We start from the raw sequence: 12,612 nt of genomic DNA, 5'->3' as shown, positions 1-12,612 counted from the left end.
TCGTACCAACCCGGAGGATGCCTGTGTTTGATGTAACCCGCTACGCCACCGCCGCCCAATCCATCGTCGAGGCCGGCCGCTTTCTCTACGACCGCGGCTGGTCGCCCGCCACCAGCAGTAATTATTCGGCCCGTATCGATGGCGACCATGTGGCGATTACGGTATCTGGCCGGCACAAGGGCCAGTTGGGCGCAGGCGACGTCATGGTGGTGGATCTTCATGGCCAGGCGGTGCAAAGCGATTGCCGCTCGTCGGCAGAAACCCTTCTGCACACGGTGATCTATCAGCTTTATTCCGAGGTTGGCGCCGTTCTGCATACCCACTCGGTCAAGGCTACCGTGCTTAGCCGCCTGATCCCGGCGGGGCAGGCACTGGAGCTTGAAGGCTATGAGCTACAGAAAGCCTTCAATGGCGTGCAAACCCATGAGGGTAAGCTGATTGTTCCCGTGTTCGACAACACCCAGGATATTCCGGCACTGGCTGAGGAAACCCGGGACTGGTTTGCGCGGCACCCGGAACAGCCTGGATACCTTATCCGCGGCCATGGTCTTTACACCTGGGGCCGCACCATGGCCGATTGCCTGCGCCATATTGAAGCGTTTGAATTTCTTTTTGAATGTGAACTCGAAACCATGAGGGTACGCCGATGACCACCCTGAGCATTTTTCATCAGAACCAGCCCGAGCAGGCCCAGACGGTCGTAACAGACCCGGACACCATCCGGAATAAACTGAGTGCCCACGGTGTGCATTTCGATCGTTGGGCAACCCGCGATCTGCCGGCCGATGCCACTCAGGAGGAAATTCTTGAGGCCTATGCCGACGAAGTGGCACGGCTCAAGCAGGATTGGGGGTTTCAGACCGCCGACGTGGTCAGCCTGACCGCGGATCATCCCCAGAAAGACGCGTTCCGGCAGAAGTTTCTGGATGAGCACACCCACAGCGAGGACGAAGTGCGCTTCTTCGTTCGTGGTCAGGGGTTGTTTTACCTGCACTTCGGTGACCAGGTATACGCGCTGCTGTGCGAGAAGAATGACCTGATCAGTGTGCCTGACGGCACCCGGCACTGGTTTGATATGGGGCCGGAGCCTGAATTCACCTGTATCCGGTTATTCAGCAACCCGGAAGGCTGGGTTGCGAGCTTTACCGGTGAGGATATCGCTTCCCGGCTGCCACGTTATGAGAGCCTGGCGGGAGGGGCCTGATGATTCGAGTGATCCTGACGGACATCGAGGGCACCACCAGTTCGATCTCCTTCGTACACGATGTCCTGTTTCCCTACGCCAGCGAGCACTTGCCGGAGTTTATCCGGGCCAACCATCAAACCTTGCCGGCGGTGGCGGAACAGCTGGCTCGGGTGGCAGAGATCAGCGGTACCGACCGGAAAGATATCGATGGCCTCATCAATGTGCTGCAAGAGTGGATTGCCGAAGACCGCAAGGAGGGGGCGCTAAAGGCGCTGCAGGGCATGGTCTGGGAGCAGGGGTACTACAGCGGTGAACTGAAAGGCCATATCTATCCGGATGCCGCGGATTATCTCAAGCGCTGGCATGATCGGGGCCTGAGACTGTTCGTATATTCCTCCGGGTCCGTCAAGGCCCAGAAGCTGATCTTCGGTCATAGCAATGAAGGCGACTTCACAGTTTTCTTCTCTGGTTATTTCGACACGGCCGTCGGGGGCAAAAAGGAGTCCCAGTCCTATCGCAACATTCTTGCGGAGCTGGGGGTAGACGCGGGCACAGTGCTGTTTCTGTCCGATGTTGAGGAAGAGCTGCGTGCCGCCGAGGAAGCCGGCCTGAAAACCGCCTGGCTGGTACGAGAGGGCGAACTGCCGGATACCGCTCGGGTCGTGGCCAGGGATTTTTCGGAGGTTGATGCGCTGTTGCGCAAACGATAGGAGGTGATTCATGCCCGGGCGCCGCTGGTATTCATGGCTGGTACCGGCTGTGTGTGCACTGAGCCTGCTCGGGTGCAATCCCTTTTCAGACGCTGAATCCCTCACCGATGAGTACCTGGAACGTTTGGCCCGGGTACTCGATACCGCGCCCGTTCCCAGGGCCGAGCTGCCCGCCGCCTCCATTCCACCCAGGCGGAGAGAACGTATACTTGCCCTGCCGGAGCTGGATCTGGGCATGCTGGATTTTCTGTCGCTGTACGGCTGCGAGCTTCAGTATGTGGTGGGCGAACGCAATTCCGTGATGGGCAAGGTGATGCAGCCCATCAATCAGTTACGCTATGAGATTCGTTTTATCCGAGCTGCGGAGGCCTGTCTGCCCCAGGTAGACGACGAGGAACTCACAGAAGCTCTGGAATCCGCCATTGAAAGCAAACGGGACAGTCTGCCGCTGGCGGTCTGGAATGCCACCTGGGGGACCGAAGAGGTGGAGCGCCAGTTTACCCTGTCTAAAGGCTATTATCCGGTGGCGGAAGCGGGTAATCCCGCGTCGGATCTGGTCAGGGATCTGCAGCAGTTGAACCGCCAGGTGGAAGCCATACTGGCTGATAAGCTTGAGCTATCTCTGGAGAACCTCGGCCAGGTTCATCAGCGCTGGCAGGCGGATGTGCTGGCGGGCCAGACTATTAACAGCGCGCGCTTGCTGATCAGCACCCTGAATGCCGGCACCGAGCTGCTCGGCACTCGATTGGAGGGCAGGCCGCTGTGTCTCAACGGCCAGCCCAATAACCAGTCGGAAATTGTTCAGAACTTCTTCCTCAGTATCTATATCGGAAAAATCCAGCCGTACATGAGTGATGTCAGCCGGGCACGGGATTCGCTGATTGCAGGCTTTGCGGAACTCGCCAGGCAGCAGCAAGCCGTGATGCCTGAGAGTTTTACGCCCTGGTACCAGCGCCATCTGGCGGCTGATACCAAGAATAGCCTCTGGCAGGAACTGGATCAGGCCATGATGCGCCATACCCGGCACTGGCAGGATCTGTTGGGGCAGTGCGGGCTTCGTCCGGGCGCCTGATTGTCCGTTTTACTCAGAGTTGGCTTTCCGGCGTTACTCTCAGAATTTCCTCCACCGTGGTCAGTCCCGCTGCCACTTTCTGGGCGCCATTGAGCCGAAGCGACTTCATGCCTTCTTTGTAGGCATCCAACCGAAGCTGTTCCAGCTCGCAGCGATCGGTGATCTGGCGGGTGAGTTTGTCTGACAGGGCCATAATCTCGTATACCCCGGCTCGGCCCATGTAACCGGTGTTCCGGCATTCCAGGCAGCCGACAGGCTGGTAGAACTGCCGGGGCAGCAGTGCCTTCCACGGCCGGGTCAGCGTCTGCCAGGCTTGAGCATCCGACTCCCCGGGCTTCTTGCAGTGAGGGCAGAGTGTACGCGCCAGTCGCTGAGCCATCACGCCGAGTACCGTGGCCCGGATCAGATAGGGCGGAATGCCCAGCTCCATGAGGCGGGTGATGGCGCTGGGGGCATCGTTGGTATGCAGCGTTGAGAGAACCAGATGCCCGGTCAGCGCTGCCTGCACTGCCATTTCAGCCGTTTCCAGATCCCGGATCTCACCGATCATGATGATGTCCGGGTCCTGCCGCAGCAGGGCGCGAACACCGTGGGCAAAGGTCAGGTCGATATTGGTTTGCACCTGCATCTGGTTGAATGAGGGCTCCACCATCTCGATCGGATCCTCAATGGTGCAAATGTTGAGCTCCGGAGATGCCAGTTGTTTGAGCGTGGAATACAGCGTGGTGGTTTTACCGGAACCGGTGGGCCCGGTTACCAGCACGATACCGTGGGGCCGCGAGGTCATGGTTTGCCAGCGTTCCCGGTCTTCCTTGCTGAAGCCCAGTTGCTCGAAGGATTTGAGCAGTACCTCCGGGTCAAAAATCCGCATCACCATTTTTTCGCCGAACGCCGTTGGCATGGTGGCCAGGCGCAGCTCCACTTCGCTGTTATCGGGTTTGCGGGTCTTGATGCGGCCGTCCTGGGGCCGTCGTTTCTCGGCTACGTTCAGGCGCCCGAGGATTTTCAGGCGGCTGGTCACGGCCACGCCAACGTGTTCCGGGAATTCGTAGACATTGTGCAGCACCCCGTCGATCCGGAACCGCACCTGGGTAACCGTGCGCCGGGGCTCTATATGAATGTCGGAGGCTCGCTGCTCGAAGGCATATTGCAGCAGCCAGTCAACGATTTTGACCACATGCTGGTCGTTGGCGTCCGGATTTTCGCTGGCGCCCAGGTCCAGTAACTGTTCAAAATTCTGATTGCCGGCACTGCCTGACGACTGGCCGCCACTGGCCTTGCTGACCGAGCTTGCCAGTTGATAGAACTCCACCGTGTAACGGCGGATATCCTCCGGATTGGCGACCACCCGGCGAATGTCCTTGCGTACCGCCTGGCGGAGGTTGCTTTCCCATTCCCGCTTGAAAGGTTCGGTGCTGGCAATTACGACTTCATCCGGTGTGATCTCCACCGCGAGAATGCCATGGCGTTGTGCGAAGGCGTAGGACATCACCCGCGCGATGGCCGGCGTGTCGATCTTGAGCGGGTCTATATGGTAGTAGTCCTGACCACCCCAGCGCGCAAGCCAATGGGTCAGCCGCTCCAGATCAAGAGTTCGGCCGTTCCGCTGGCTGGTCAGTGCGGCAATCGCCACCAGTTCAAGAGGATGCCGCTGTGGCGTATGGCCGGCACCGGAGGCGGCGCCGAGATTGGCCGTCAGTACTTTTTCAGCATCCTGCTGGGTGATCTCGCCGCTCTCCACCAGCGCTGAGCAGATGTCCCTCAGGGTCAGGGTCTGGCGATGCGGCGGTGCCGGCATGGTCACGGTGTCATTCGCCATCTATGTGCCTCCGGGAGCCATCAGCATCAGTTTGCGACCGGTCGATTGACCTTGAGGTGCACCATGGCAACGGTAAACAACAGGAACGTCAGGATAGTCAGTGTCACAGGACCGGCGGCGCCCTCCGACAGCCAGGCTGAAACCACGGCCTGAGTGAAGTAGAAAATCACCACAAACGCCAGCCAGATATAACCCCGATTGTGACCCCGGAAAACCGGTACCGCGAACGCTAGCAGCGGCAGGAGTTTGACGGTCAGCATCAGGGGTATGGAAACACCCTCCACCGGTGCGGGCCAGAACGTAGTGACCAGCAGGGTGGCGAGCACGGCGAGGTAAAGGGCGATGGTCAGGCGTGCGGTATTTCTGGCTTTGTCGTTGTGGAGCATGGAGCAGTCCGCATTAAGGGTTGTTTGAAAGTTTGGTCCAGTTTAGTTGGCCAGTTTCAGGGCCAGTCTGGCGAGGCGTTCACCGAAGGCCTGGCACAGGGTTTTCTCATGGTCACTCAGGGCCTGCTGTTCACCGGCGCCGGCCCAGTGGGAGGGGCCATACGGTGTGCCTCCGGTGGCGGTCTCGTTGAGCGCGCTTTCGGAATAGGGCAGGCCACACAGTACCATGCCGTGATGCAGTAACGGCATCATCATGGTCAGCAGGGTGGTTTCCTGGCCCCCGTGCAGGCTGCCGGTGGAGGTAAAGGCGCCTGCCGGTTTGCCGGCCAGTTTGCCGTTGAGCCAGAGGTCGCCGGTGCCGTCCAGAAAGTGCTTGAGTGGCGCTGCCATGTTCCCGAAGCGGGTCGGGCTACCCATGGCCAGCCCGGCGCACTCCGCCAGGTCGGCTTTGGTGGCATAGGGGGCTCCCGCATCCGGAACCGGGGGCAGGCTGGCGGCGGTATCCGGGGAAACCGGCGGAACCGTCCGGATTCTGGCTTCTATTCCTGCCACTCTGGCAACGCCGCGGCCGATCTGTGTGGCCATCTCGGCGGTCTGTCCGTTGCGGCTGTAGTAGAGCACCAGCACATAGGGAGTTGTTTCTGTCATGGGTGGCCCTGGTAGTCAGAGAATGTCCAGTACGTTTTCTGGAGGCCGGCCGACGGCAGCCTTGCCATTGGCCAGTACAATCGGGCGCTCAATCAGCTTCGGTGTGTTTGCCATGGCACGTATCAGGGCTTCTCGGCTGAGATCCGGGTTGTCCAGCCCTTGTTCCCGGTATTCGGCTTCCTTGGTTCGCATGAGTTCCCTGGGTTCGCAACCAAGCAGATCCAGAATGTGTAGAAGTTCCTGCTCTGTCGGTGGCGTCTCAAGGTAGCGTATAATCACCGGTTCGATGCCCTTTTGCTGCAACAGTTCCAGGGTCTGGCGTGATTTTGAGCACCTGGGGTTATGGAAAATACGGGTAGCTTCTGTCATGGTCGTGGCCGTTTAACCTATTGATTGCAGACTTTTCCGGGGCGTTAGTCTAACAGGAGGATAACCCTTGCAGTACCCTCAGTCCGGGCTCTTTTGTAGTGGCGCACGTTGGCTGGCATGGCCGGTACTCATGCTGATGCTGTTGTTGGTCTCAGGTTGTGAAAAGATCGAGCTGGAACGGGCCGACGGCACCCTGGCCAACTGGAACAAGTACCGCGGCCAATGGGTACTGGTGAATTACTGGGCGGAGTGGTGCAAACCCTGCCTTGAGGAAATCCCCGAGCTGAACGAGTTGGACAAGGCTCCGGATATTGCGGTGCTTGGGGTTAATTTTGATGGCGTTACGGGTGTGCCGCTGGTTGAACTCGGCGAACGTATGGGGATTGAGTTTACCATGCTGGCCTCTGATCCGGGGCCCGGGTTCGGTTGGCAGGTGCCGATGGCGCTGCCTGCCACTTTCGTTGTGGATCCTGAAGGCACCCTGATTGAGGCCCGATTCGGGCCCCAGACCGAAGAAGACATCCGAGCACTGATTGGCGAATGACCATGGCAAACACCTTTGTACACCTGCGCGTTCACTCCGAATACTCCATGGTGGATGGCCTGGTTCGGGTCAAACCGTTGATCAGCCGGGTCGCGGAACTGGGCATGCCGGCGGTTGGCCTGACCGAACAGTCCAACATGTGCTCACTGGTACGTTTCTACAAGGCCGCCATGGGCGCGGGCGTCAAGCCCATTATCGGTGCCGATATCTGGCTGGAGAATCCGGATGAGCCCGAAACCCCGTTCCGGCTGACCTTGCTGGCCCGAGACAACGATGGTTACCTGAACCTGACGGAGATCATTTCCCAGGGCTATACCGAAGGCCAGCGCTACGGCAAGCCGATTGTCCAGAAAAGCTGGCTGGAATCCCGTGCCAAGGGCCTGATTGTGCTGTCCGGCGCCAAGATGGGGGACGTTGGCAAGGCCTTGCTGGCGGGGAAGCCGGAACTGGCCAGGGAGCGTGCAGACTACTGGCGAAACCTCTATCCCGACAGTTATTACCTGGAGCTGCAGCGCACAGGGCGGGCCGGTGACGAGGATTGTCTGCACATGAGTGTGGAGTTGGCGGCTGAACTCGGTTTGCCGGTGGTGGCGACCAATGACGTTCACTTCCTTGAGGCGGATGATTTTGAAGCCCACGAAGCCCGGGTCTGCATCGGAGAAAGCCGGACTCTGGACGATCCCAGGCGGGATCGTCGGTTCAGCGACCAGCAATATCTTCGCAGCGCCGAGGAAATGATCGAGCTGTTCTCGGACATTCCGGAAGCCGTGGAAAACACCGTGGAAATCGCCAGGCGCTGTTCGGTGAAGGTCCGGATGGGCGAATACTTTCTGCCTAATTACCCCATTCCGGACGGTATGACCATGGACGAATATTTTCGCCATGTGTCGGAAGAAGGACTGGAAGCCCGGCTGGCGAAGACCCTGAGCAAGGACGATCCGGAGTATGATCAAAAGCGTGAAGAGTATTACAAGCGCCTGAAGTTTGAGCTGGATATCATTATCCAGATGGGGTTCCCCGGCTACTTCCTGATCGTAATGGACTTCATCAAATGGGCCAAGAACAACGGCGTTCCGGTAGGGCCGGGCCGGGGTTCCGGTGCAGGCTCGCTGGTGGCGTATGCGCTGCTGATCACGGACCTGGATCCATTGGAATACGACCTGCTGTTCGAGCGGTTCCTTAACCCGGAGCGGGTCTCCATGCCGGACTTCGACGTCGACTTCTGCATGGAAGGCCGGGACCGCGTCATCGACTACACCGCCCAGAAATACGGCCGGGAAGCGGTTTCCCAGATTATTACCTTCGGTACCATGGCCGCCAAAGCGGTGGTGCGGGATGTGGCCCGGGTGCAGGGAAAATCCTACGGTCTGGCAGACAAACTCTCCAAATTGATCCCCTTTGAAGTGGGCATGACCCTGAACAAGGCGATCGAGCAGGAGCCCCAGCTCAAGGAATTCCTGGAGCAGGATGAAGAAGCCCAGGAAATCTGGGAGATGGCTCTGAAGCTGGAAGGCGTGTGCCGCAACGCCGGCAAGCACGCCGGGGGCGTGGTGATCGCACCCACCAAGATCACCGATTTTTCGCCGCTTTACTGTGATGACGAAGGCGGCAGTCTGGTGACCCAGTTTGACAAGGGCGATGTGGAAGACGCCGGCCTGGTGAAATTTGACTTTCTGGGCCTGCGAACCCTGACCATCATCAAATGGGCACTGAACATGATCAACCCGCGCCGGCAGCAGCGTGGGGAAGGCGAGCTCGACATCAGCGCGATTCCGCTGGACGACAAGCCCTCTTTTGACATGCTCAAGAAGGCAGAGACCACGGCGGTATTCCAGTTGGAATCCCGGGGTATGAAAGATCTGATCCGCCGCCTGCAGCCGGATTCCCTGGAAGACATGATCGCCCTGGTTGCCCTGTTCCGGCCGGGCCCGCTGCAGTCCGGCATGGTGGATGACTTTATCGACCGGAAGCACGGCCGTCAGCCGCTGTCTTACCCGCACCCGGATTACCAGTATCCGGGCCTGAAGCCGGTTCTGGAGCCCACCTACGGGGTTATCCTGTACCAGGAGCAGGTCATGCAGATCGCTCAGGTGATGGCGGGCTATACCCTTGGCGGCGCCGACATGCTGCGCCGGGCCATGGGTAAGAAAAAGCCTGAAGAAATGGCCAAGCAGAAAGCCATCTTCCTGGACGGTTGTGAAAACAACGGCATAGACAAGACCCTGGCGGAAAACATCTTTGACCTGGTGGAGAAATTCGCCGGTTACGGCTTCAACAAATCCCACTCCGCCGCCTACGCGCTGGTGTCTTACCAGACTCTGTGGCTGAAAGCCCACTATCCGGCCGAGTTTATGGCCGCGGTACTCACTGCCGATATGCAGAACACCGACAAGGTGGTGACGCTGGTGGAAGAGTGCCGCAACATGAAGCTGGACTTGCTGGTGCCGGACGTCAGCCGGTCGGCCTATACCTTTACCGTTAATGATCAGGGGCAGATTGTCTACGGTCTGGGCGCGATCAAGGGTCTCGGTGAAGGGCCCATCGAGAGCATTGTAGAAGCGGCCAAAGAAGGCCCCTTCCAGGATATCTTTGATTTCTGCCGCCGGGTGGATCTGAAAAAGGTCAATAAGCGGGCCATGGAAGCCCTGATTCGCTCTGGCGCCATGGATAAACTGGGCGCCGACCGCGCCAAGCTGATGGCCAGTATCGACAAGGCCATTCAGCAGGCGGATCAGCAGTCCCGCAACGATGCCGCCGGCATGGTGGACATGTTCGGAGAGATGCTTGAGGGCGGTGGCGATGATGAAGACACCTATGCGGACGTTGCCCAGGTTCGGGAGTGGCCGGAGAAAGAGCGCCTGAAAGGTGAAAAGGACACTCTGGGTCTCTACCTTACCGGACATCCCTTTGACGAATACGAACGGGAAGTACGCCGTTTTGTCCGTTGCTCCATCGCCGATCTGAAACCCAATAAATCGCCCCAGCGGGTGGCCGGGCTGGTGGTGGCCCAGCGCACCATGAAGACCAAGACCGGCTCTACCATGTGTTTCATTACCCTGGATGATCGCAGTGCCCGGATTGAGGCTACCCTGTTTTCCGAGGCCTTCTTCGAGAACCGGGAGTTACTGCAGTCGGATCAGGTGATTGTGGTGGAAGGACAGGTCAGCCACGATGACTACTCCGGCCAGATGAAAATGCGGGTCAGTAGTGTGATGGATGTGGCCACTGCTCGTCAGCAGTTCAGCCGGGGTATCAAACTGGCGTTGCGCTCAGAGCAGTTGCAAAATGGTCTTCTGGACAAGCTGGATGATACTCTCAGACCGTTTCGTAACGAAGGCAGTCCGGTCTGGATTGAGTACCGCAGTGCCGAGGCCAGCACACGTATCGAACTGGGTGAAAGCTGGCGGGTACAGCCAGACGACACGCTGTTGTTCGAGCTGAAACACCTGGTGGGCGACCAGTCTGTGGAACTGGTCTATGATTAAGACCAATGTCCGCTTTAGCCGTGCCGGCAGCGCTGCTATCTTTGTCCCAAATTCTGGTTTTGGCGGGTTTCGGCCCGCCTGGCAATAAAATGATGGAACATCATGAACCCTAACTACCTGGATTTCGAACAGCCGATCGCCGACCTGGAAGCCAAGATCGAAGAGCTTCGCATGGTGGGCAATGACACCGATATCAATATCACCGACGAAATCAGCCGCCTGAAAAAGAAGAGCATCAGCCTGACCGAGTCGATCTTCTCAGACCTTAAGTCCTGGGATATTGCTCGTCTGGCACGGCATCCACGCCGGCCCTATACCCAGGATTACATCGACCTGATCTTCGAAGACTTCGATGAACTACATGGTGACCGACGCTACGCCGATGACCTGTCGATCATTGGCGGCACGGCCCGCCTGGACAACACGCCGGTCATGATTATCGGTCACCAGAAGGGTCGTGAAGTGCGGGACAAGGTCAAGCGCAACTTCGGGATGCCTCGTCCGGAAGGTTATCGCAAGGCTCTGCGCCTGATGGAAATGGCTGAACGTTTCAAAATGCCGATTCTGACCTTTATCGATACCCCGGGCGCTTATCCCGGTATCGGTGCCGAAGAGCGCGGACAGAGTGAAGCCATCGCATTCAACCTCGCGGTGATGTCGAGACTGAAAACTCCGATTATCTCTACCGTGATCGGCGAGGGTGGTTCCGGTGGCGCACTGGCGATCGGTGTCTGCGACCAGCTCAACATGTTGCAGTACTCCACCTACGCCGTTATTTCTCCGGAAGGCTGCGCCTCCATCCTCTGGAAGAGCGCCGAGTACGCTGCTCAGGCGGCTGAGGCCATGGGCGTTACCGCCGATCGTCTGAAAGAGCTGGGTGTGGCGGATCACGTGATCGATGAGCCGCTGGGCGGCGCTCACCGTAATCCGGAAAAAATGGCGGAAACCCTGAAGACGTCGCTGGCCCAGGGCGTGGCTGAGCTGAGCCGATTGCCGCTGGATGAACTGGTTTCCCGCCGGTACGAGCGTCTTACCCGCTATGACGGCGGGCGGTAACACCGCTCGCCGGGATACCTGGCCCGAAGACCTGATCGGGCCGGTTCAGAAACTTCCCGCCTGTGATGAACTCTGGGTCGCCCTGAGCGGCGGCCTGGACTCATCCCTGCTTTTGCATGTCGTTGCGGCCGCCCATCCGCGCGTCAGAGCGTTGCATATCAATCATCAGTTACAGTCCAATCACGATCAGACGGAGCGCGCCTGTATCGATCTCTGTGCTGGACTGGGCGTCGAACTCCAGGTGCGTCGAGTGAATGTAGCTGCGGGCGCGGGGAGCCTCGAAGAGTCAGCAAGAGCGGCGCGCTACGAGGTCTTCAGGAAGGTTCTGGGAGACAACGACCTTCTACTGATGGCGCACCATGCAGACGACCAGGCAGAAACGGTTCTGTTCCGGCTGCTGCGTGGTACTGGCGTAAACGGTCTGGCCGGAATGCCTGCTGCCCGGTCGCTCGGGCTGGGGCATCTCTACCGGCCCTGGCTTGACGTATCCCGCAGTCGATTGGAGCAGGTGGCGCGTGAGCAGGGGGTAAGCTGGGTAGAAGATCCCAGCAACCAGAGTGAAGTACACGACCGCAATTATCTGCGGCACTCGGTAATGCCGGGCCTTAAACAGCGTTGGCCGGGTTTGTTGAGGCGCCTTGCTCATAGTGCCCGGGCCTGCGCCGAGAGTGAAACCCTGAGTCAGAGGCTGGCGGAGTTGCAATGGCAGAGTTGCGGCGACGATAAAGGTCGAATCCGCCTGGCCCCGTTCTCGGCACTTGGGCAGATCGAGCGCCGGAACCTGGTGCGCTGGTGGATTCATGGCCGGGGATTGCCGGTTCCGGCGCTGTCAGATTGGTGCTCAGCACTCGACCAGTTGCTTCATGCAGGGTCGGATCGAACTCCGGAAATTCGTGGAGACGGATTCTGTATCCGCCGTTATCGGGATCATCTTTACCTGGTGCCCCAGGTCGCAATCCCTGTGGGTCCCAGGCCCTTGTTGCCGGGCCAGGTCATGGAGTGGGGGTGGTGGACCCTTCGGCTTGTGCCTGCATCGCAGAGCGCTACAACGGAAGCCTCCTGTCCGGAAATAAGGGTATCTACGAGGCAGGGCGGCGAGCGAATCCGGTTCGGCAGCAATTTACCCTCCCGATCGCTGAAAACCTGGATGCAGGAGCAGGGCGTGCCACCCTGGGAGAGAGCGGCTCTGCCGCTGGTTTACGAGGTCTCGGCGGCTGGAGAGGCATGGATTGCCATTGGCGATTTGTGGTGTTCTGAACAATACTCCGGAGGCGCCCATGCCGCCGGCTGGCGGCTGATTGTGGAGCGGGATTGTGATTGAGTAGAGAGGGGCTTTC

At 59.0% G+C, this 12,612-nt stretch carries 12 protein-coding genes; 8 read left to right on the top strand and 4 right to left on the bottom strand.

Annotated elements, in window-relative coordinates; translation table 11 throughout:
- Positions 1 to 23 precede the first annotated feature (23 nt).
- The 4 genes from B3Y70_RS16635 to B3Y70_RS16620 are packed head-to-tail and all read left to right on the top strand — an operon-like array spanning position 24 to position 2,968.
- On the top strand, positions 24 to 650 hold the full coding sequence (locus tag B3Y70_RS16635) for a methylthioribulose 1-phosphate dehydratase (RefSeq protein ID WP_014421930.1): 627 nt from the start codon (positions 24 to 26) through the stop codon (positions 648 to 650).
- On the top strand, positions 647 to 1,204 hold the full coding sequence (locus B3Y70_RS16630) for a 1,2-dihydroxy-3-keto-5-methylthiopentene dioxygenase (RefSeq protein ID WP_011784424.1): 558 nt from the start codon (positions 647 to 649) through the stop codon (positions 1,202 to 1,204). Before B3Y70_RS16635 ends, B3Y70_RS16630 begins: the two co-directional genes overlap by 4 nt.
- On the top strand, positions 1,204 to 1,896 hold the full coding sequence (mtnC, locus tag B3Y70_RS16625) for an acireductone synthase (protein WP_273031831.1): 693 nt from the start codon (positions 1,204 to 1,206) through the stop codon (positions 1,894 to 1,896). The genes B3Y70_RS16630 and mtnC overlap by 1 nt, the downstream gene beginning before the upstream one ends.
- A 10-nt stretch (positions 1,897 to 1,906) precedes the next feature.
- Positions 1,907 to 2,968, top strand: a complete 1,062-nt coding sequence (locus B3Y70_RS16620; RefSeq protein ID WP_199451756.1) for a DUF3080 domain-containing protein — start codon at positions 1,907 to 1,909, stop codon at positions 2,966 to 2,968.
- Between the two features lie 13 nt (positions 2,969 to 2,981).
- Here the strand turns inward: B3Y70_RS16620 and B3Y70_RS16615 are convergent, their stop codons facing one another.
- The 4 genes from B3Y70_RS16615 to arsC are packed head-to-tail and all read right to left on the bottom strand — an operon-like array spanning position 2,982 to position 6,190.
- On the bottom strand, positions 2,982 to 4,787 hold the full coding sequence (locus B3Y70_RS16615) for a GspE/PulE family protein (RefSeq protein WP_286895482.1): 1,806 nt from the start codon (positions 4,785 to 4,787) through the stop codon (positions 2,982 to 2,984).
- Positions 4,788 to 4,813: 26 nt separating this feature from the next.
- A complete protein-coding gene (locus B3Y70_RS16610) occupies positions 4,814 to 5,173 on the bottom strand; it encodes a DUF2069 domain-containing protein (protein ID WP_014421925.1) in 360 nt (119 codons plus the stop codon).
- 42 nt (positions 5,174 to 5,215) lie between these two features.
- Positions 5,216 to 5,821: an NAD(P)H:quinone oxidoreductase gene (gene wrbA, locus B3Y70_RS16605; protein ID WP_273031838.1), complete on the bottom strand. Its 606-nt coding sequence runs from the start codon at positions 5,819 to 5,821 to the stop codon at positions 5,216 to 5,218.
- A 15-nt stretch (positions 5,822 to 5,836) separates the two neighbouring features.
- Complete coding sequence (gene arsC / locus B3Y70_RS16600) at positions 5,837 to 6,190, bottom strand: arsenate reductase (glutaredoxin) (RefSeq protein WP_014421923.1); 354 nt, start codon at positions 6,188 to 6,190, stop codon at positions 5,837 to 5,839.
- A gap of 67 nt (positions 6,191 to 6,257) precedes the next feature.
- Between arsC and B3Y70_RS16595 the strand changes: the two genes are divergently transcribed.
- The 4 genes from B3Y70_RS16595 to tilS all read left to right on the top strand — a co-directional run bounded on the left by B3Y70_RS16595 (position 6,258) and on the right by tilS (position 12,596).
- Entirely contained in the window at positions 6,258 to 6,734 is a 477-nt protein-coding gene (locus B3Y70_RS16595; protein ID WP_014421922.1) for a TlpA family protein disulfide reductase, read from the top strand.
- 2 nt (positions 6,735 to 6,736) lie between these two features.
- Positions 6,737 to 10,219 (top strand): DNA polymerase III subunit alpha, encoded by a 3,483-nt coding sequence (dnaE, locus tag B3Y70_RS16590; RefSeq protein WP_228285445.1) that lies wholly within the window; start codon positions 6,737 to 6,739, stop codon positions 10,217 to 10,219.
- A gap of 102 nt (positions 10,220 to 10,321) precedes the next feature.
- Positions 10,322 to 11,275 (top strand): acetyl-CoA carboxylase carboxyl transferase subunit alpha, encoded by a 954-nt coding sequence (accA, locus tag B3Y70_RS16585; RefSeq protein ID WP_011784433.1) that lies wholly within the window; start codon positions 10,322 to 10,324, stop codon positions 11,273 to 11,275.
- Positions 11,259 to 12,596 carry a tRNA lysidine(34) synthetase TilS gene (gene tilS, locus B3Y70_RS16580; protein WP_199451759.1) on the top strand — a complete coding sequence of 446 codons (1,338 nt, stop codon included), beginning with the start codon at positions 11,259 to 11,261 and terminating at the stop codon, positions 12,594 to 12,596. The genes accA and tilS overlap by 17 nt, the downstream gene beginning before the upstream one ends.
- Positions 12,597 to 12,612 lie beyond the last annotated feature (16 nt).

The sequence above is a fragment of the Marinobacter sp. UBA5687 genome, assembly GCF_002420325.1.
GTDB classification, from domain to species: Bacteria; Pseudomonadota; Gammaproteobacteria; order Pseudomonadales; family Oleiphilaceae; genus Marinobacter; species Marinobacter nauticus.
This window is presented reverse-complemented; position numbering and strand designations above follow the sequence as displayed.